The sequence below is a fragment of the Pseudomonas sp. FDAARGOS_380 genome, from assembly GCF_002591235.1.
GTDB lineage: Bacteria > Pseudomonadota > Gammaproteobacteria > Pseudomonadales > Pseudomonadaceae > Aquipseudomonas > Aquipseudomonas salmasensis.
In genome coordinates this window covers 4,524,246-4,542,891 of the sequence record NZ_CP023969.1, presented here as the reverse complement: position 1 = coordinate 4,542,891, position 18,646 = coordinate 4,524,246, and the positions used below count along the sequence as shown (strand labels likewise).

19 protein-coding genes are annotated in these 18,646 nt (G+C 60.3%); 10 read left to right on the top strand and 9 right to left on the bottom strand.

Features of this window, described 5'->3' with window-relative positions:
- Positions 1-43: 43 nt before the first annotated feature.
- From tusD to CRN80_RS21385, 6 genes are all read left to right on the top strand, one after another.
- On the top strand, positions 44-436 hold the full coding sequence (gene tusD / locus CRN80_RS21410; protein WP_032896695.1) for a sulfurtransferase complex subunit TusD: 393 nt from the start codon (positions 44-46) through the stop codon (positions 434-436).
- A gap of 1 nt (position 437) precedes the next feature.
- Positions 438-788 (top strand): sulfurtransferase complex subunit TusC, encoded by a 351-nt coding sequence (tusC, locus tag CRN80_RS21405; RefSeq protein ID WP_032896693.1) that lies wholly within the window; start codon positions 438-440, stop codon positions 786-788.
- Positions 788-1,066, top strand: coding sequence for a sulfurtransferase complex subunit TusB (gene tusB, locus CRN80_RS21400; protein WP_044274586.1), 279 nt, complete (start codon positions 788-790; stop codon positions 1,064-1,066). Before tusC ends, tusB begins: the two co-directional genes overlap by 1 nt.
- Entirely contained in the window at positions 1,063-1,398 is a 336-nt protein-coding gene (locus CRN80_RS21395) for a TusE/DsrC/DsvC family sulfur relay protein (protein ID WP_098951010.1), read from the top strand. The genes tusB and CRN80_RS21395 overlap by 4 nt, the downstream gene beginning before the upstream one ends.
- Positions 1,395-2,396, top strand: coding sequence for a glycosyl transferase family protein (locus CRN80_RS21390; RefSeq protein ID WP_098951008.1), 1,002 nt, complete (start codon positions 1,395-1,397; stop codon positions 2,394-2,396). Before CRN80_RS21395 ends, CRN80_RS21390 begins: the two co-directional genes overlap by 4 nt.
- Before the next feature lie 88 nt (positions 2,397-2,484).
- Positions 2,485-3,480: a glutathione S-transferase family protein gene (locus CRN80_RS21385; RefSeq protein WP_098951007.1), complete on the top strand. Its 996-nt coding sequence runs from the start codon at positions 2,485-2,487 to the stop codon at positions 3,478-3,480.
- 125 nt (positions 3,481-3,605) lie between these two features.
- Here CRN80_RS21385 and cysG read toward each other — a convergent pair whose 3' ends face one another.
- From cysG to ftsK, 6 genes are read right to left on the bottom strand one after another with little or no spacing between them, the layout of a single operon-like run.
- The gene (gene cysG, locus CRN80_RS21380; RefSeq protein ID WP_032896685.1) at positions 3,606-5,000 is read right to left on the bottom strand and encodes a siroheme synthase CysG; all 1,395 of its coding nucleotides are present in this window, start codon (positions 4,998-5,000) and stop codon (positions 3,606-3,608) included.
- Positions 5,001-6,281, bottom strand: a complete 1,281-nt coding sequence (serS, locus tag CRN80_RS21375) for a serine--tRNA ligase (RefSeq protein ID WP_098951005.1) — start codon at positions 6,279-6,281, stop codon at positions 5,001-5,003. It lies immediately after the preceding gene.
- Positions 6,282-6,296: 15 nt separating this feature from the next.
- Complete coding sequence (crcB, locus tag CRN80_RS21370; protein ID WP_003192080.1) at positions 6,297-6,671, bottom strand: fluoride efflux transporter CrcB; 375 nt, start codon at positions 6,669-6,671, stop codon at positions 6,297-6,299.
- Complete coding sequence (locus CRN80_RS21365) at positions 6,668-7,993, bottom strand: replication-associated recombination protein A (RefSeq protein ID WP_098951004.1); 1,326 nt, start codon at positions 7,991-7,993, stop codon at positions 6,668-6,670. Before CRN80_RS21365 ends, crcB begins: the two co-directional genes overlap by 4 nt.
- A 27-nt stretch (positions 7,994-8,020) precedes the next feature.
- The gene (lolA, locus tag CRN80_RS21360; RefSeq protein ID WP_003174700.1) at positions 8,021-8,644 is read right to left on the bottom strand and encodes an outer membrane lipoprotein chaperone LolA; all 624 of its coding nucleotides are present in this window, start codon (positions 8,642-8,644) and stop codon (positions 8,021-8,023) included.
- A 54-nt stretch (positions 8,645-8,698) separates the two neighbouring features.
- Entirely contained in the window at positions 8,699-11,107 is a 2,409-nt protein-coding gene (ftsK, locus tag CRN80_RS21355; RefSeq protein ID WP_003192084.1) for a DNA translocase FtsK, read from the bottom strand.
- A 476-nt stretch (positions 11,108-11,583) separates the two neighbouring features.
- On the opposite strand from ftsK, the gene aat reads away from it, so the two are divergent.
- From aat to infA, 3 genes are all read left to right on the top strand, one after another.
- Positions 11,584-12,264 (top strand): leucyl/phenylalanyl-tRNA--protein transferase, encoded by a 681-nt coding sequence (aat, locus tag CRN80_RS21350; RefSeq protein ID WP_003192086.1) that lies wholly within the window; start codon positions 11,584-11,586, stop codon positions 12,262-12,264.
- Between the two features lie 56 nt (positions 12,265-12,320).
- On the top strand, positions 12,321-13,028 hold the full coding sequence (locus CRN80_RS21345; RefSeq protein WP_032896674.1) for an arginyltransferase: 708 nt from the start codon (positions 12,321-12,323) through the stop codon (positions 13,026-13,028).
- 100 nt (positions 13,029-13,128) lie between these two features.
- Positions 13,129-13,347 carry a translation initiation factor IF-1 gene (gene infA, locus CRN80_RS21340; protein WP_002553999.1) on the top strand — a complete coding sequence of 73 codons (219 nt, stop codon included), beginning with the start codon at positions 13,129-13,131 and terminating at the stop codon, positions 13,345-13,347.
- Positions 13,348-14,035: 688 nt separating this feature from the next.
- On the opposite strand, the gene clpA is transcribed toward infA, so the two are convergent.
- Together clpA and clpS are read right to left on the bottom strand one after the other, a co-directional pair.
- Positions 14,036-16,306: an ATP-dependent Clp protease ATP-binding subunit ClpA gene (gene clpA, locus CRN80_RS21330; RefSeq protein WP_098951002.1), complete on the bottom strand. Its 2,271-nt coding sequence runs from the start codon at positions 16,304-16,306 to the stop codon at positions 14,036-14,038.
- Positions 16,307-16,335: 29 nt separating this feature from the next.
- Entirely contained in the window at positions 16,336-16,704 is a 369-nt protein-coding gene (gene clpS / locus CRN80_RS21325) for an ATP-dependent Clp protease adapter ClpS (protein WP_005789091.1), read from the bottom strand.
- A 225-nt stretch (positions 16,705-16,929) separates the two neighbouring features.
- Here clpS and cspD point away from each other — a divergent pair, with 225 nt between their 5' ends.
- The gene (gene cspD, locus CRN80_RS21320) at positions 16,930-17,190 is read left to right on the top strand and encodes a cold shock domain-containing protein CspD (protein ID WP_032897881.1); all 261 of its coding nucleotides are present in this window, start codon (positions 16,930-16,932) and stop codon (positions 17,188-17,190) included.
- A gap of 75 nt (positions 17,191-17,265) precedes the next feature.
- Here the strand turns inward: cspD and icd are convergent, their stop codons facing one another.
- Positions 17,266-18,522, bottom strand: a complete 1,257-nt coding sequence (gene icd, locus CRN80_RS21315) for an NADP-dependent isocitrate dehydrogenase (RefSeq protein WP_032897879.1) — start codon at positions 18,520-18,522, stop codon at positions 17,266-17,268.
- Positions 18,523-18,646: the final 124 nt, after the last annotated feature.

Sequence of the window (18,646 nt, the reverse complement as noted above, 5' to 3'; positions counted from 1 at the left end):
CGGCGGCTTTATCATTGGCCGACGTTTGTTGGCAGAGTCTTCCATGAAGTTCGCGATTGCACTGTATAGCGCCGCCCACGCGCCCTCCTCGCGCCGCGCCCTGTTGTTCGCCCAGGCAGCGCTGGCCGGCGGGCATGAGATTGTGCGGCTGTTTTTCTACCAGGACGGCGTGTACAGCGCGTCCAACAACATTGTCGCGCCCCAGGATGAGCAAGACACTGCGCGCCAATGGCGCGAGTTTGTCAGCCAGCACCAGCTCGACGGCGTGGTGTGCATCGCCGCCGCCCTGCGCCGGGGCGTGCTGAATGCCGAGGAAGCTGCGCGCTATCAACGCAGCGCGGTCAACCTGGAGGCACCCTGGGCGTTGTCGGGCCTGGGTCAATTGCATGACGCAATCCAGGACGCCGACCGCCTGATCTGTTTTGGAGGGCCGTGACATGTCCAAATCCTTGTTGGTGATCAGCCGCCAGGCGCCGTGGTCCGGCCCGAGTGCGCGGGAAGCGCTGGATATCGTGCTGGCCGGTGGCGCGTTCGATCTGCCCATTGGCCTGCTGTTCCTGGATGACGGCGTGTTCCAACTGGCGCCGAACCAAGCTGCCCAAGCCGTGCAACAGAAAGACCTGAGTGCCAACCTGCAGGCCCTGGGCTTGTTCGGCATTGACGACGTGTTCGCGTGCAGCCATAGCCTGTCCGCACGCGGGCTGCCGCCACCCGCCAACGCGCAGGCGCTAGACAGCCAAGCCATTTCCCAACTGATTGACCGTTACGACCAGGTGATTACCCTCTGATGTCGACTCTACATGTGGTGTCTCATTCCCCGTTTACCGACAGCCGCCTCGACAGCTGCCTGCGCCTCTGTGGCGCCGAGGACGCCATCCTGCTGTGTGGTGACGGTGCCTACGGCCTGCACACGCCCGCCCTGCAAACCAAAGGCGTCAAGGTGTTTGTATTGGCCGAAGACATGCAGGCGCGCAACCTGCCGCTGCCCGACTGGGCTGACAGCGTCGATTACCCAGGCTTCGTGCAACTGTCCATCGACTACGACAAGGTCAACACCTGGCTATGAACACCCTGATCGTCGGCGCACGCGCCCTGGAACTGGACAAGGACGGCTACCTTGTCGACCTCAACGACTGGTCCGATGAAGTGGCGAATGCCCTGGCCGCTGCCGAAGCCTTGGAGCTGACCCCGGATCACTGGGAAATCCTCACCCTGCTGCGCCAGTTCTACACCGAATTCCAGCTGTCCCCCGCCACGCGCCCGCTGATCAAGTACACCGCCTTGAAGCTGGGCCCGGATAAGGGCAACAGCCTGCACCTCAACAAACTGTTCAACGGCACTCCCGCCAAACTCGCCGCCAAGCTGGCGGGCCTGCCCAGGCCGACGAATTGCTTATGACCGACTTTGCCCCCCTGACTCTCGTAACGCCCCAAGAGCATCCCTTTGCGCAGTTCGTGCGCATCCTCGGCAAAGGCAAGCGCGGCGCGCGCAACCTCACCCGTGAGGAAGCGCGGGAAGCCATGGGCATGCTGCTCGACGAAAAGGTCGAGGACACCCAGCTCGGCGCCTTCCTGATGCTGCTGCGCCACAAGGAAGAAAGCCCGGAAGAACTCGCCGGCTTCACCGAAGCCGTCCGTGAGCGCCTGCACGCGCCAGCATTGAACATGGATATCGACTGGCCGACCTACGCAGGTAAAAAGCGCCACCTGCCGTGGTTCCTGCTGGCAGCCAAATGCCTGGCACAGAACGGCGTGCGCATCCTGATGCACGGCGGCGGCGCCCACACCGCGGGGCGCTTGTACACCGAGCAATTGCTGGACAGCTTGCAGATCCCGCTGTGCCGCGATTGGCAACAGGTCGAAAGCGCCTTTGCCCACGGCAACCTGGCGTTTATCCCGCTGGGTGATTGGGCGCCACAGTTACAACGCATGATCGACCTGCGCAACACCCTGGGCCTGCGCTCGCCTATCCACTCCCTGGCGCGCCTGCTCAACCCGCTGAATGCGCGCTGTGGCCTGCAAAGCATTTTCCACCCCGGTTACCAGGGCGTGCATCGTGATGCCAGCGGCCTGCTGGGTGACAACGTGATTGTGGTCAAAGGCGACGGCGGTGAGATCGAGGTCAACCCCGACACCCTCAGTCACTTGTATGGCAGCACCGACGGCCAGAGCTGGGACGAAGAGTGGCCCGCCCTCTCCGACCAGCGCCACGTCAAGCCAGCCACGCTTGAGCCCGAGCACCTCAAAGCGCTGTGGCGCGGCGACGTTGAAGACAGCTACCCGCAACTGGCGTTGATCGCCACCATGGCGTTGGCCCTGCGCGGCCTTGGCCACCCGCGGCAACAGGCGTTCGAATTGGCCCAGCAGTACTGGGACGCACGGGATAAATCGATTTAATCGATCATTCACGCCGGTTCTTTGCGCTTTTAGTTCGAACTCATCCCTTTAGACTGGGCTCCAACGCTTATCAGCCAAGGAGCCAGTCATGGGTTTATTGATCGAAGGACAGTGGAAAGACCAGTGGTACGAAAGTAGCGCTGATGGCGCTTTCCAACGGGAACAGGCACAACGCCGCAACTGGGTGACCGCCGATGGCGCGCCAGGCCCGAGTGGCGAAGGCGGCTTCAAGGCCGAGGCCGGTCGCTATCACCTCTATGTGTCCCTTGCCTGCCCGTGGGCGCACCGCACTTTGATCCTGCGCAAGCTCAAGGGCTTGGAAAGCCTGATCGACGTCTCGGTGGTCAGCTGGCTGATGCTGGAAAACGGCTGGACCTTCGACAAGGCCCACGGCTCCAGCGGCGATAGCCTCGACGGTTTCAACTTCATGCACCAGCGCTACACCGCCGATACCGCCGACTACACCGGGCGCGTCACCGTGCCGGTGCTGTGGGACAAAAAGCTCAAGCGCATCGTCAGCAATGAATCGGCGGAGATCATCCGCATGTTCAACAGCGCGTTCAATGAGCTGACCGGCAATACCCTGGATTTTTACCCCCAAGCCCTGCGCCCGACCATCGACGCCCTCAACGAACGCATCTACCCCGCCGTGAACAACGGCGTGTACCGCGCAGGCTTCGCCACCTCACAACAGGCGTATGAAAGCGCGTTTGATGATGTGTTTGCCGAGCTGGATCATCTGGAACAGCACCTGGGCAGCCATCGCTATCTGGCCGGCGAGTACCTGACCGAAGCCGATGTGCGGCTGTTCACCACGCTGATTCGTTTTGATGCGGTGTATTACAGCCACTTCAAATGCAACCTGCGGCGGATTGCCGACTATGGGAATTTGTCGAACTGGCTAAGGGAGATGTATCAGTGGCCAGGCGTGGCCGAGACGGTGGATTTCGAGCATATCAAGGGGCATTACTATGCCAGCCATCGCACGATCAACCCGACGGGGATTGTGCCGAAGGGGCCGTTGCAGGGGTTTGATACCGAGCATGATCGCCATGCATTGCAAGGCAAAGGTGTGTGGAGCTGACGTAAACCGCCTGTAGGAGCGAGCTTGCTCGCGAAGAACGCCAACGATAACGCAGCGCTACCAGGTAGCCCTCGGCGTCCTTGAGTTTTTCGCGAGCAAGCTCGCTCCTACAGTGGGTCAGTCGTTCAGACTTGGGACTGGGCGCCCTCGAACCACTTGAGCTTCTCACGCAGTACCACCACCTCACCCACGATCACCAATGTCGGCGCATGCACTTCATGCTCCGCCACCATGCGTGGCAGGTCGGCCAGGGTGCCGGTGAACACGCGCTGGTTGGATGTGGTGCCCTGCTGGATCAGCGCTGCTGGGGTATCCGACGCGCGCCCGTGTTTGATCAACTGCTCGCAAATAATCGGCAAGCCAATCAGGCCCATGTAGAACACCAGGGTCTGCGACGGCCCGACCAGGTCCTGCCAGGGCAGATCAGAGGTATTGTTCTTCAGGTGGCCGGTGATGAAGCGCACCGATTGGGCATAGTCGCGATGCGTCAGCGGAATCCCCGCATAAGCCGCGCAACCACTGGCTGCGGTGATGCCCGGTACCACCTGGAACGGGATGCCGTGGGCCGCCAATTCCTCGATCTCTTCGCCACCACGGCCAAAGATGAACGGGTCGCCACCTTTAAGGCGCAGCACGCGCTTGCCTTGCTTGGCCAGGTCGACCAGTTGCTGGTTGATCTGGTCCTGGGGCACAGCGTGATCGGCGCGACGCTTGCCGACGTACACGCGCTCGGCATCCCGACGGCACAGTTCCAAAATCGCCGGCGCCACCAAACGGTCGTACAGCACCACGTCGGCTTGCTGCATCAGGCGCAATGCACGAAAGGTCAGCAAATCCGGGTCGCCTGGGCCCGCGCCCACCAAGTACACCTCGCCGGGCGCATAAGGCGGCGCGCCATTGACCTTTTCGATCAACAGGCGCTCAGCCTCATCGCCCTGCCCGGCCAACTGGCGGTCGGCAATCGGGCCCTGGAACACTTCTTCCCAGAACGCTCGGCGTTGCTGCACATCCGGGTACAAACCTTTGACCTGAGCCCGAAAACGCGCGGCCAGCCCAGCCAGTTGACCGTAGGTGGAGGGAATCCAGGTTTCCAGCTTGGCGCGGATCAGGCGTGCCAGTACCGGCGCGTCACCGCCGCTGGAGACGGCAATCACCAAGGGTGAACGGTCGACAATCGCCGGGAAGATCACGCTGCATAGCGCTGGCGCGTCCACCACATTGACCGGCACGCAGCGACGCTTGGCATCACTGGATACTTGCGCATTCAGTGGCTCATCGTCGGTGGCCGCGATAATCAGGGTGCAACCGTCCAGGTCGGCCTCCTGATAACCGCGCAACATCAGTTCCCCGCCACTGCCCAGCACCAGCTCACGCAGCTGGCTTTCGATCTGGGGAGCAACCACCCGCAACACCGCGCCGGCGTCGGCCAGCAGCCGGGATTTGCGCAAGGCAATCTCCCCGCCACCGACGACCAACACACGACTGCCGCGCAGGTTATGAAACAGCGGCAGAAATTCCATTTAGCGGATGACCTCAACGCCCGCCATGTACGGCTTGAGCACCTCAGGTACACGGATCGAACCGTCGGCCTGCTGGTAGTTTTCCAGCACGGCCACCAGGGTACGGCCTACGGCCAGGCCCGAACCGTTGAGGGTATGCACCAGCTCCGGCTTGCCGGTTTCCGGGTTGCGGAAACGCGCCTGCATGCGACGGGCCTGGAAGTCACCGCAGTTGGAGCACGACGAAATCTCGCGGTATTTGTCCTGGCTCGGCACCCACACTTCCAGGTCGTAGGTCTTCACGGCGCTGAAGCCCATGTCGCCGGTGCACAGGGCCAGTACGCGGTAAGGCAGTTCCAGCAGCTGCAACACGCGCTCGGCGTTGGCAGTCAGGCCTTCCAGGGCGTCCATGGAGGTCGACGGCTCTACCACCTGCACCATCTCAACCTTGTCGAACTGGTGCTGGCGGATCATGCCACGGGTATCGCGCCCCGACGCGCCGGCTTCGCTACGGAAGCACGGGCTGTGGGCCACCAGCTTCAACGGCAGTTGCTTGGCGTCGAGGATTTCGCCGGCGACGATATTGGTCAGCGACACTTCGGCCGTCGGGATCAGATACAGGTCGGCTTCGCCGTCGCGGCTGATCTTGAACAGGTCTTCTTCGAATTTGGGCAGTTGGCTGGTGCCCATCAACGCCGGCGCCTGAACCAGGTACGGGGTGTAGGCTTCTTCGTAACCGTGTTCGCCGGTGTGCAGGTTGATCATGAACTGCGCCAGGGCACGGTGCATGCGCGCAATCGGGCCGCGCAGCAAGGCAAAGCGTGCGCCGGACATTTTTGCTGCGGTTTCAAAATCCAGGCCACCGGTCAATTCGCCCAGGGCGACGTGGTCCTTGATCTCGAAATCGAAAGCTTTGGGCGTGCCCCAGCGGCGCACTTCGACGTTGCCGTCTTCGTCTTCGCCGACCGGCACGGATTCGTGGGGCAGGTTCGGAATGCCCAGCAGGATCGAATCCAATTGGGTCTGAATGCCTTCCAGCTCGATTTTGCCGTCGGACAGCTCAGTGCCCATGCGCTCGACATCCGCCATCAACGGCGCGATGTCTTCGCCGCGCTGCTTGGCCTGGCCGATGGACTTGGAGCGCGCATTACGTTCAGCCTGCAGTGCTTCGGTGCGGGTCTGGACGGTCTTGCGCTGTTCTTCCAGCGCTTCGATGCGCGCAACATCCAAGGCAAAGCCACGGGATGCCAGGCGGTCCGCTACGTCCTGAAGGTTGCTACGTAACAGTTTGGAATCGAGCATGTCGGTCTCTCGTTATCAAAGTTTGGTCAAGGACAGGCCAGCCCAGGTGGCGAGCAGCCCGCCGAATACGCTGATGGCCGCATAGCCAATCGCCAGCGGCACTTGCCCGCTTTCCAGCAGGCGCACGGTATCCAGTGAAAAGGATGAAAAAGTCGTCAGGCCGCCAAGAAAGCCAACCATCAGGCCGGCACGTACCTCGACAGGCACTTCCGGGCGTAACAAAAACAGGCCGTATAACACGCCGATCAACAGGCAGCCCACGATATTAACGGCGAGCGTCGCCGTATAGAAGTGTTTCGGCCAATTGGCGTTGATCCAATTGCCGGTAGCAAAGCGCAGCAGTGTACCGGCGATACCTCCCGCCGAAACCGCGACCACTAAAGGAATCATGATTTTCTCCGCTGCCGAGGGCTCAGACGGTCGAGAGTGGCCAGATGATTGAGCTTCTCACCGATCTTCAGCTCCAGGCCACGGGGCACTGGCTGGTAGAACGGCTGCGGCTCCAGCTCATCCGGGAAGTAGTCTTCGCCGGCCGCGTAGGCGTCCGGCTCATCGTGGGCATAACGGTATTCGTCGCCATACCCCAGCTGTTTCATCAGCTTGGTCGGCGCGTTGCGCAGGTGCAGCGGCACTTCGAGGGAACCATGCTCGGCGGCCGCACGCAGAGCTGACTTGAAGCCCATGTACACCGCGTTGCTTTTCGGCGCGCAGGCCAGGTAAGTGATGGCCTGGGCCACCGCCAACTCGCCTTCCGGGCTGCCGAGGCGCTCCTGCACTTCCCAGGCGGCCAGGCACAGGCTCAGGGCACGTGGGTCGGCATTGCCGATGTCTTCGCTGGCCATGCGCACCACGCGGCGTGCCAGGTACAGCGGGTCGCAACCGCCGTCGATCATGCGCGCAAACCAATACAGCGCGCCGTCAGGGTTGGAACCGCGTACGGATTTGTGCAGCGCCGAAATCTGGTCGTAGAAGGCTTCGCCGCCCTTGTCGAAACGCCGGCGCGTGTCACCGAGCAGGCTTTGCAGCAGGTCGACGCCAATCTCGCCGCCGTCTTCGGCCAGGTCGGAGGCGTTCTCCAGCAAGTTGAGAAAGCGGCGCCCGTCGCCATCGGCGGCGGTCAGTAAAATCTTGAAGCCTTCATCGCTGAGGCTCAACTGGCGCTTGCCCAGGCCCTTGTCTTCGCTCAAGGCACGGTGCAGCAGCTTGTGCATCGCCGCTTCATCCAGGCTCTTGAGCACATAGACCCGCGCCCGTGAAAGCAACGCGTTGTTCAATTCAAAGGAAGGGTTTTCGGTGGTGGCGCCGATAAAGATCAGCGTGCCGTCCTCGACATAAGGCAGGAACGCATCCTGCTGCGACTTATTGAAGCGATGCACTTCGTCGACGAACAGGATAGTGCGCTTGCCGTACTGCCCGGCCTGCTGCTTGGCGACTTCCACCGCCTGGCGAATCTCCTTGACCCCGGCAAGCACCGCCGAGACCGTTTCAAAGTGCGCGTCCGAGACTTTCGCCAGCAACCGCGCCAGGGTGGTTTTGCCCACGCCCGGCGGGCCCCAGAAAATCATCGAATGCAGCGCACCCTGCTCCAGGGCTTCGCGCAAGGGCTTGCCGCGAGCGAGCAGGTGTTCCTGACCGACGTACTCATCCAGGTTGGTCGAACGCAAGCGCGCGGCCAATGGCTGGGCAATCGGGTCACTTCGAAACAGATCCATGGGCAGCGTTTGAAACCTCTGGGCAGTTTATTCCTGGATCACGTCGGCACCCTTGGGGATGTCGAACTTGAACTTGGACGCGGGCACCGGCTGGTTGGCCTTGACCCCGGAGAACAGGATATCGGTGCGCTGGCCGACGCTGTCGACCAGGCGCATGTTGTTGATCACGCCGTTGCCGAACGACAGGGACAGCGTGTCAAACAACGTGTCCTTGGATTTTGGCTTGAGGGTGAACTCGATGACGTTGCTGGTCTGCTTGGAGGTGATGTCGAAGCTGTCATTGATTTTCGACACATCGCCCGACAGCAGCAACGCTGGGGTCTGATTCAGGCGCGGATCGAGCTTCTTGATGGTGGCCTGCTCCAGGTCCGGGTCCCACAGCGTGACTTTCTGACCGTCGGAAACGATGGTCTGCTCCGCCTTGCCTTCGGTATGCCAGTAGAACAGCCCTGGGCGCTGCACGGCCATTTCACCGGCGGTTTCCTGCAACTGGGTGCCGCCAGCATCCAGGGTCAGCTGGGAGAAGCGCGCGGTGAGGGTCTGGGATTTGTCCAACAGGTTCTTCAGGCTGGCGACAGAAGCCGGGTCAGCGTGAGCCGAAACAGCGGTCAGGGCCAGGGCCGGCAACAACAGCATGCGGATAAAGCGCATGGGAGTCCTCATTGAGTAGTCAGGGCACGCCGCGTGTTGCCACGCGGCGCGGGATCAGTCGCGCATCTGCCCGGGGGCGATGACTTCACGCGAGCCATTGGTGTTCATTGCGGTCACGACGCCGGCCATTTCCATGGCTTCGATCATGCGGGCGGCACGGTTGTAGCCGATTTTCAGCTTGCGCTGCACCGCCGAAATCGAGGCCCGGCGGCTTTCCAGTACGAAGGCCACGGCTTCGTCGTAGAGCGCGTCGGTTTCAGCATCATCGTCGCCACCGCTGCTGCCACCGTCGAAGCCGCTGCCGGCCTCTTCCACGCCAGCGAGAATGTCGTCGTTGTATTCCGGCGCGCCGCGCAGTTTCCAGGCTTCGACCACGCGGTGCACTTCGTCATCGGAAACAAAGGCACCGTGAACGCGAATCGGCAGGCTGGTGCCCGGCGGCATGTAGAGCATGTCACCGTGGCCCAGCAGTTGCTCGGCGCCACCCTGGTCGATGATGGTGCGCGAATCGATCTTGCTGGAGACCTGGAACGCCATGCGCGTCGGGATGTTGGCCTTGATCAGACCGGTGATCACGTCCACCGACGGCCGCTGGGTCGCAAGGATCAAGTGGATACCCGCCGCCCGCGCCTTCTGGGCGATACGGGCGATCAGCTCTTCAACCTTCTTGCCGACGATCATCATCATGTCGGCAAACTCATCGACCACCACCACGATGGTCGGCAGCTTGGTCAGCAGCGGTGCTTCATCGTGAATGCTTTCGCGCTTGTACAGCGGGTCGGTCAGCGGTGTGCCGGCGTCCTGGGCTTCCTTGACCTTGGCATTGAAGCCCGACAGGTTACGCACGCCCATCTTCGCCATCAGCTTGTAGCGGCGCTCCATCTCGGCAACGCTCCAGCGCAGGGCGTTGGCGGCGTCCTTCATGTCGGTGACCACCGGGCACAGCAGGTGCGGGATGCCTTCGTAGATCGACAGTTCCAACATCTTCGGGTCGATCATGATCAGCTTGGCGTCATCCGGCCCGGACTTGAACAGGATCGACAGGATCATGGCGTTCACACCCACCGACTTACCGGAGCCGGTGGTACCGGCCACCAGCAAGTGAGGCATTTTCGCCAAGTCGGTGATCACCGGCTTGCCGCCGATGTCATGGCCGAGCGCCAGGGTGACCGGCGATTTGAAGTTGTCGTATTCCGGGGTCGACAGCACTTCGGAGAAACGCACGATCTGCCGGTCTTCGTTGGGGATCTCGATACCCACGGTGGTCTTGCCCGGGATCACTTCCACCACGCGCACGCTGGTCACGGCCAGGGAACGCGCCAAGTCTTTGGCCAGGTTGGAAATGCGGCTGACTTTTACCCCGGCGGCCGGTTGGATTTCGTAACGGGTAATCACCGGGCCCGGATGGATAGAGTCCACCGACACTTCGACGCCGAACTCCTTGAGCTTGATTTCCAGCAGGTGGCCGACGGCCGCCAGGGATTCCGGGGAATAGTTGAGTTGTTTCTTTTCGGCCGGGTCCAGAATCGAGATCGGCGGCAAGGTGCCTTCGACGGCGCTGTCGATAAACAGCGGTGCCTGTTTCTCTTTTTGCACGCGATGGCTGGGCTCCGGCGCCTTGGGCGGTGCCGGGGCGATCACCGGCGGCACCTGCTTTTCACGGTCCGACATGTGCTTGCTCAGGGCCTGCTCGCGCTCGATCAAGCGCTCCTTGACCTTGGCTTGCTCGCGTCGATCCGGCGTGCTTGGGGCCACCACCTCGTTGACGCGGGTGTCCACTTCACGCAGCTGCGCCACCATTTGCTTGCGCTCGACACGGGCGGCCCACCAGCGGTTGGCGGCGCCCTGGAACAATTCGAACAGATCGAGGGTGATCTTGCCGGTCACGTCCATCACCTTGAACCACGACAGGTCGGTGAATACCGTGAGTCCGAACAGGAACAGCGCGATGAACATCAGGGTGCTGCCCTGGATATTCAGGGTCCTGCGCGCCAGGTCGCCAAGGCTTTCGCCCAGGGCCCCGCCCGCGCCCGCCGGCAGGCCGGTCGGCGCATGGAAGTGGATATGTGCCAGCGCAGCGCCCGACAGCACCAGGAACACCAGACCGATCAGGCGCCAGGAAAACAGCCAGCCGCTCCACTGCCACGGCTCGTGACGCTGGCGGAAGATCTGCCAGGTCTTGATCGCCAGCAACAGCGGGAAAATGTAGGCGAAGTAACCCAGGATCATGAAGAGGATATCGGCGCTGTAGGAACCTACCGGGCCGCCGAAATTCTGCACATCATCAATCTTGCTGTTATGGCTCCAGCCCGGATCGTCCTTGCCATAGGTGAGCAAGGCCATCATCAGGAACAGGCACAGCGCACCGATGGCAATCAGTGCGCCTTCCTTGAGTCGGTAATGCAGGTGCTGGCGCCAGGCCGGTACGACTGCTGCTTTAGGTGCTGCGGCGGATTTCTTCAAAACGGGTCTATTCCTGCGCCTTTAGCGCGTCCATCTGTTGAATGACTACACACGACTGCTCTATCCGGAGCAGCTGAAAAATGAACGAATGTTGCTGAATCTACTTTTAACACCCGGTGACGGATAGGTGAAATGGCGATAACGCCACAATGGCCGCATTGTACGGGTTTGCGTGCGCGATGCCACACACTTGCCGCTCACCTGACTGCACGCACAATTTGAGCATGCATTGCCTTTGCTGACAAAGGCTTATGAGCTGTATTTAGCAATCCAGGCAAGCTTGGCAAAGGGCTGGCATGCGCCAGACCCGATTACGACCACACCCGGTGTGCAGAGTTGCAGAAACACCCGCTCATGCTAATCCACGTCAATAGCCTATTCGGGCTGGCCCCGTGGCGCTGGGTCGTCAATAATCAACGCTTGCGGCGCAGGTGAATGACCTGCCACTCCCCTCCCCTACCGTAAGCCTGGATGCCATGCTGACCTGGTTACAACGCGACACCCTGACATTCCCACCCTTGGCCAAGGCCATGCGCGAACCCAACGGCCTGCTCGCCGCCGGTGGCGACCTGTCGGCTGAACGACTGATCCAGGCCTACCGCCATGGCTGCTTCCCCTGGTTCTCCGAAGGCCAGCCTATCCTCTGGTGGTCACCCGACCCGCGCACAGTGATATTCCCCGACGAGCTGCATGTTTCCCGCAGCCTGGGCAAATTATTGCGCCAGCAGCGCTATACCGTGACCTTCGACCAGGACTTCGCCGCCGTCATCCAAGCCTGCGCCGCGCCCCGCGCCTACGCCGATGGCACCTGGATCACCGAAGGCATCCAGCAGGCCTACCTGGAGCTGCACCAACGCGGCTACGCGCATTCCGTCGAGGTCTGGGACCAGGGCGAACTGGTGGGCGGCCTGTACGGCCTGGCGATGGGCCAGTTGTTTTTTGGCGAGTCCATGTTCAGCCGCGCCGACAACGCCTCCAAATTCGGTTTCGCCACGTTGACCCGGCAACTGCAAGCCTGGGGGTTTGTGCTGATCGACTGCCAGATGCCCAACGATCACCTGCACAGCCTGGGTGCCCGTGGCATACCGCGCAGCGTCTTCGCTGACTTCCTGCACAAACATCTGGACCAACCCAACGCTGGGCCGTGGGTTTCCTAGGCGACTTTCGCGCACGTGGCTTACACTTATTTCAAAGCTTATCCCGAGGGTTGATCATGACCGAGCTGGCGCGCTTGAAGTTCTATGCCACTCAAGCCCACTCATGCAGCTATCTGCCCGACGAGCAGGCCACCACGCTGTTCCTCGATCCCAGCCAGCCCATGGACGTGCATGTGTATGCCGACCTGTCCGAGATGGGCTTTCGGCGCAGCGGCGACCACCTGTACCGCCCCCATTGCCAGAACTGTAATGCCTGCGTGCCTGCGCGTATCCCGGTGGCGCAGTTTTCGCCCGACCGTAACCAGAAACGCATTCTCAAGCGCAACGCCGACCTGACCGTACACGCCACTAACCCCCAATATAGCGAAGAGTATTTCGATCTCTACCAACGCTATATCGAGCAGCGTCATGCCGACGGCGATATGTTTCCGCCCAGCCGCGACCAGTTTTCCACGTTCCTGGTGCGTGACCTGCCCTTTTCGCGCTTCTACGAGTTCCGCCTCGACGGCCGCCTGCTGGCCGTGGCGGTCACCGACCTGCTACCCAATGGCCTCTCGGCGGTGTACACCTTCTATGAACCGACCGAAGAGCGCCGCAGCCTCGGGCGCTTCGCCATCCTCTGGCAAATAGGCGAAGCGCTGCGCCTGGAACTGGAAGCGGTGTACCTCGGATACTGGATCAAGAACTGCAAAAAGATGAACTACAAGACCCAATATCGGCCCATTGAGCTGCTGATTAATCAAAGATGGGTCACGCTTAACTAGAACCCCTTGGCGTGAACACCCTTTTTCGGGCACAATGCACGCCGCTTTTGCCTGGCGCAGTTGCACCGGGCCATTCACTGGATACCGAGGGCTTTACTGCATGTCGAAAGAAGACAGCTTCGAAATGGAAGGCACTGTCGTCGACACCCTGCCCAACACCATGTTTCGTGTGGAGTTGGAAAATGGGCACGTCGTAACCGCGCATATCTCCGGCAAGATGCGCAAGAACTACATTCGTATTCTTACCGGTGACAAAGTGCGCGTCGAGCTGACGCCCTATGACTTGAGCAAAGGGCGCATCACTTACCGCGCTCGCTAAGCAAGTCAATACAAAACGCCCGGTTATGCCGGGCGTTTTTGTGTGCGCGCGATTTAACAGTCACCACTGTCCCTGTGGAGCTGGCTTGCCTGCGATGGCGGCCTGACAGCCGACATCTCTCTACCTGACACCCCACAATCCAACTGTGGGAGCGGGCTTGCTCGCGAAGGCGGCCTGGCGGTCAACACCGTTGGATTGTGTACATATCCATTGCTGCGGTAACGGCCGCTTAGGGTTCCGCCCTGACGGCGGGTCACTTTGGAAAAGAGCCCCAAAGTAACCAAAGGGCTCTTGCCCCACCACTCGGCACCTCGCTTAGGCTCGGTGTGCCCGTAATCCGCCAGTGATTTGGGGGGCCGCCGCCACGCGCCATCCATGGCGCGGGGCGGCTAAACCGGCATCCCTGCCGGTTTACCCCCCAAATCCCTGTCGAATTCCGGCCAGCGTGGTTTGACGGGGCGCTTAAGATCAAAAGCAGATCAAGAGCAAGAGCGGCTCGCTTCGCATCGTGGTTACCGTTGACGGCCACAACCTACAAAGTTGTGTAGATACCGATACTGCGATAGCGGGGGGCCAGCTAACCATGTGCTACTGAAGGACCGCCATCGCAGGCAAGCCAGCTCATAAATCGTATTTCAGGCAGCAAAAAGGCGCCTTTCGGCGCCTTTTGCAATGTTGCAGCTAACGATCAGGCCATTTCCGCCGTGGTCTCGAACTCGAAGGTCAGCTCGCCGTCCTTCAGGTCGATATGCACCACGCCGCCATGGTCGGAGAGTTCGCCGAACAGGATCTCTTCGGCCAATGGCCGTTTGATCTTGTCCTGGATCAGACGCGCCATTGGGCGTGCGCCCATTGCCGCATCGTAGCCGCCTTCTGCGATCCAACTGCGGGCCGCCTCCGTCACATCCAGCTGCACGCGCTTGTCTTCCAACTGCGCTTGAAGCTCGGTGAGGAACTTGTCCACCACGCTTTTGATGACCTCATGACTGAGGCGACCAAACTGGATAATGGTGTCCAGGCGGTTGCGGAACTCCGGCGTGAAACTCTTCTTGATCACTTCCATGGCATCAGACGAGTGATCCTGATGCGTAAAGCCGATCGAAGCCCGCGCCGCGGTTTCAGCACCAGCGTTGGTGGTCATGATCACGATGACGTTGCGGAAATCCGCCTTGCGCCCGTTGTTGTCGGTCAGGGTGCCGTGGTCCATGACCTGCAACAGCAGGTTGAAGACTTCCGGGTGAGCCTTTTCGATTTCATCGAGCAACAATACGCAGTGTGGCTGCTTGGTGATCGCCTCGGTCAACAGGCCGCCCTGGTCGAAACCGACATAGCCCGGAGGCGCACCGATCAAGCGCGATACAGTGTGGCGCTCCATGTATTCGGACATGTCGAAACGGACCAGCTCGATACCCATGGCCTTGGCCAACTGGCGAGCCGCCTCGGTCTTGCCGACGCCGGTCGGGCCTGCGAACAGGAACGAACCGACTGGCTTGTCCGGCGACTTGAGGCCCGCACGGGACAACTTGATCGCCGTGGACAACGAGTCGATGGCCGCATCCTGGCCAAACACGGTGAGCTTGAGGTCGCGCTCCAGGTTACGCAGCAGCTCTTTGTCGGAACTGGTGACGTGTTTTGGCGGAATCCGCGCGATCTTGGCCACGATATCCTCGACCTGAGGCACGTCGATGCGCTTCACGCGCTTCTCGACCGGCTGCAGGCGCTGGTAGGCACCCGCCTCGTCGATCACATCGATGGCTTTGTCTGGCATGTGCCGGTCGTTGATGTAGCGCGACGCCAGCTCAGCCGCCGCACGCAAGGCCTCATCGGTGTACTCGATGCCATGGTGCGCTTCAAAACGCCCCTTGAGCCCGCGCAGGATGCCGATGGTGTCTTCAACCGACGGCTCGGACACGTCGACTTTCTGGAAGCGACGCGCCAGGGCACGGTCTTTTTCGAAGATGCCGCGAAATTCCTGGAACGTGGTCGAACCAATGCAGCGGATATCACCCGAGGACAGCAGCGGCTTGAGCAGGTTGGAAGCGTCCATCACCCCACCGGAAGCCGCACCGGCGCCAATGATGGTATGGATCTCGTCGATGAACAGGATGGCCTGCGGGCGTTTTTTCAGCTCGCCGAGCAACGCCTTGAAGCGCTTCTCGAAATCGCCACGGTACTTGGTCCCGGCGAGCAACGCGCCCAGGTCAAGGGAGTAGACGACACTACTGGCCAGCAGGTCTGGCACCTGGTTGTCGACAATGCGCTTGGCCAGGCCTTCGGCAATCGCGGTCTTACCCACGCCAGCCTCGCCCACCAGCAACGGGTTGTTCTTGCGACGACGCGCAAGGATCTGCGCTACACGCTCAACCTCATGCTCACGCCCCACCAGCGGATCGATCCGCCCCTGGCGCGCCATTTCATTGAGGTTACTGGCATAGGCATCCAGCGGGTTGCTGGAAGAAGAAGACTCTCCGCCCTCCTCGTCCTGCATGTCCTGCTCACCCTCGTAATGATCGCCGTGCCCAGGCACCTTGGAGATACCGTGGGCGATGTAGTTGACCACATCAATACGGGCAACGCTCTGCTGCTTGAGCAGGAACACGGCCTGGCTTTCCTGTTCGCTGAAAATCGCCACCAGCACGTTCGCGCCTGTGACCTCACGCTTACCGGAGCTCTGTACGTGGAACACAGCACGCTGCAATACCCGCTGGAAGCCCAGGGTTGGCTGGGTTTCGCGGTCCTCGTCATGCACGGGGATCAGTGGCGTAGTGGAGTCGATAAACTCCTGCAGGTCATGCTTGAGCTTGTCAAGGTTGGCGCCGCACGCACGTAGAACGGTGGCGGCAGCTTCGTTATCCAAAAGTGCCAGCAAAAGGTGTTCGACGGTCATGAATTCATGACGCTTCGAACGAGCCTCCTTGAAGGCAAGATTGAGGGTGACTTCGAGCTCGCGGTTTAACATAGCTTCACCTCATACCCAAGTGGTCGGCGTTAACCGTCCTTCTCGATTTCACAGAGTAGCGGATGCTGGCTTTCCCTGGCGTACTGGTTGACCTGCATGGCCTTTGTCTCGGCGATGTCGCGGGTAAACACTCCACATACTGCCCGTCCTTCTGTGTGAACGGCCAGCATTACCTTGGTCGCCAACTCGCGGTTCAGGTTGAAAAACACCTCGAGCACTTCGACGACGAAATCCATCGGTGTGTAGTCATCATTAAACAAAACCACCTTGTACATCGGCGGCGCCTGTAAAGCAGGCTTCGCCTCCTGAACAGCAATGCCTGCAGAACCGTCGTCGTCATGTTCCTGATCCGGGCGATCCTGATTGAATGTTAGTCGAATCTGGCTGTTTGCATGCATGGGAAAGAAAGGTTCGTCAGTGGTTCAATTACAGTGGTGGGGGCGACCTGTCAGAATTTCAACTCTGACCCTTTGGTCACCTTGACTATCGGCGAAACGGTGTTACAACGAATAGAGCCCACAGTGGGCAAAAAAGGTCCGCGCAGTCAACCTTATTTATTCGGGTTAGGACGGATAGACAGGATGATACTCCAGTGATGGAGTCTGGTGCAGAGGGATATGGCGATGCTAAGTGGTAAGGTCAAGTGGTTCAACAATGCCAAGGGTTACGGCTTCGTCAATGAAGACGGCAAGGATGAAGACCTTTTTGCGCATTTCTCAGCGATCAAGATGGATGGCTACAAAACACTGAAAGCGGGACAGCGTGTCAACTTTGAAATCATTCAAGGGCCAAAAGGCACGCATGCCGTAAATATTGTAGATGCGCCTGCCACTACAGGCGTGAAAGAAACAAAGGTAGAAAAATCAGAGAAGCAACAGGCCTGACCAGCCACTGAAATTAAGCACTCAAAGCAAACCGGCCACCCCGATTCATCAGGGCGGCCGGTTTTCTCTGCCTGTTTACATATGCTTGATCAACGCATCACCAAAGCCCGACGACGACACCAGCGTAGCGCCATCCATCAGACGCTCGAAATCATAGGTCACGGTCTTGGCCGAAATCGCGCCGTTGGTGCCCTTGATGATCAGATCCGCCGCCTCGACCCAGCCCATATGCCGCAGCATCATTTCCGCCGACAGGATCAATGACCCAGGGTTGACCTGATCCTTGCCCGCGTATTTAGGCGCAGTACCGTGGGTAGCTTCGAACATTGCCACGGTGTCCGACAGGTTGGCCCCCGGCGCAATACCAATACCGCCCACCTCCGCCGCTAGGGCGTCGGACAGGTAATCACCATTGAGGTTGAGCGTGGCGATCACGTCATATTCAGCCGGGCGCAGCAGGATCTGCTGGAGCATGGCGTCGGCAATGGCATCCTTGACCACCACATTCTTGCCGGTCCTGGGGTTCTTGAACTGCATCCACGGCCCGCCGTCGAGCAGGGTCGCGCCGAACTCTTCAGCCGCCACCTCGTAGGCCCACTCCTTGAAGGCCCCTTCGGTGAACTTCATGATGTTGCCTTTGTGCACGATGGTCAGCGAATCGCGGTCGTTATCCACCACATACTGCAAGGCCTTGCGCGCTAGGCGCTTGGTGCCCTCTTTGGAGACCGGCTTGACGCCAATCCCGCAATCCTGGTCGAAACGGATCTTGGTAACGCCCATTTCTTCCTTGAGAAACTTGATCACCTTGATCGCTTCCGGCGAACCGGCCTTCCACTCGATGCCCGCGTAAATATCCTCGGAGTTCTCACGGAAGATGGTCATGTCCACGTCGCCAGGCTTTTTCACCGGGCTGGGCACGCCTTCGAACCAGCGCACCGGGCGCAGACACACGTACAGGTCGAGTTGCTGGCGCAGCGCCACGTTCAGCGAGCGGATGCCGCCACCGACCGGCGTGGTGAGGGGGCCCTTGATGGACACCACGTAATCCTTGACCGCATCCAGGGTTTCCTGGGGCAGCCAGGTATCCTGGTCGTAAACTTGAGTGGCCTTTTCGCCAGCGTACACCTCCATCCAGGAGATTTTGCGCTTGCCGCCGTAAGCCTTTTCAACAGCGGCGTCGACCACCTTGATCATCACCGGGCTGATGTCGACGCCAATACCGTCACCTTCGATGTAGGGGATGATCGGTTGGTCAGGAACATTGAGAGAATGGTCTGCATTGACGGTGATTTTGTCGCCGACTGCCGGAACCTGAATCTTCTTGTATCCCATGCTGAACTCCATCTATGGATTGAACATCTGGCTGCGTTCGAGCCTACTCCAGATAAATGGCGACTGAAACCTCACGCCATGCTCATTTGCATCGAAAACAGCATATTTGGTGGCCTACAAGCCT

What these genes read in the sequence shown, in the direction of transcription:
- tusD (WP_032896695.1), top strand. Translation starts at nt 44, where the DNA reads ATGAAGTTCGCGATTGCACTGTATAGCGCCGCCCACGCGCCCTCCTCG.
- tusC (WP_032896693.1), top strand. Translation starts at nt 438, where the DNA reads ATGTCCAAATCCTTGTTGGTGATCAGCCGCCAGGCGCCGTGGTCCGGC.
- tusB (WP_044274586.1), top strand. Translation starts at nt 788, where the DNA reads ATGTCGACTCTACATGTGGTGTCTCATTCCCCGTTTACCGACAGCCGC.
- CRN80_RS21395 (WP_098951010.1), top strand. Translation starts at nt 1,063, where the DNA reads ATGAACACCCTGATCGTCGGCGCACGCGCCCTGGAACTGGACAAGGAC.
- CRN80_RS21390 (WP_098951008.1), top strand. Translation starts at nt 1,395, where the DNA reads ATGACCGACTTTGCCCCCCTGACTCTCGTAACGCCCCAAGAGCATCCC.
- CRN80_RS21385 (WP_098951007.1), top strand. Translation starts at nt 2,485, where the DNA reads ATGGGTTTATTGATCGAAGGACAGTGGAAAGACCAGTGGTACGAAAGT.
- cysG (WP_032896685.1), bottom strand. Translation starts at nt 5,000, where the DNA reads ATGGAATTTCTGCCGCTGTTTCATAACCTGCGCGGCAGTCGTGTGTTG.
- serS (WP_098951005.1), bottom strand. Translation starts at nt 6,281, where the DNA reads ATGCTCGATTCCAAACTGTTACGTAGCAACCTTCAGGACGTAGCGGAC.
- crcB (WP_003192080.1), bottom strand. Translation starts at nt 6,671, where the DNA reads ATGATTCCTTTAGTGGTCGCGGTTTCGGCGGGAGGTATCGCCGGTACA.
- CRN80_RS21365 (WP_098951004.1), bottom strand. Translation starts at nt 7,993, where the DNA reads ATGGATCTGTTTCGAAGTGACCCGATTGCCCAGCCATTGGCCGCGCGC.
- lolA (WP_003174700.1), bottom strand. Translation starts at nt 8,644, where the DNA reads ATGCGCTTTATCCGCATGCTGTTGTTGCCGGCCCTGGCCCTGACCGCT.
- aat (WP_003192086.1), top strand. Translation starts at nt 11,584, where the DNA reads ATGCTGACCTGGTTACAACGCGACACCCTGACATTCCCACCCTTGGCC.
- CRN80_RS21345 (WP_032896674.1), top strand. Translation starts at nt 12,321, where the DNA reads ATGACCGAGCTGGCGCGCTTGAAGTTCTATGCCACTCAAGCCCACTCA.
- infA (WP_002553999.1), top strand. Translation starts at nt 13,129, where the DNA reads ATGTCGAAAGAAGACAGCTTCGAAATGGAAGGCACTGTCGTCGACACC.
- clpA (WP_098951002.1), bottom strand. Translation starts at nt 16,306, where the DNA reads ATGTTAAACCGCGAGCTCGAAGTCACCCTCAATCTTGCCTTCAAGGAG.
- clpS (WP_005789091.1), bottom strand. Translation starts at nt 16,704, where the DNA reads ATGCATGCAAACAGCCAGATTCGACTAACATTCAATCAGGATCGCCCG.
- cspD (WP_032897881.1), top strand. Translation starts at nt 16,930, where the DNA reads ATGCTAAGTGGTAAGGTCAAGTGGTTCAACAATGCCAAGGGTTACGGC.
- icd (WP_032897879.1), bottom strand. Translation starts at nt 18,522, where the DNA reads ATGGGATACAAGAAGATTCAGGTTCCGGCAGTCGGCGACAAAATCACC.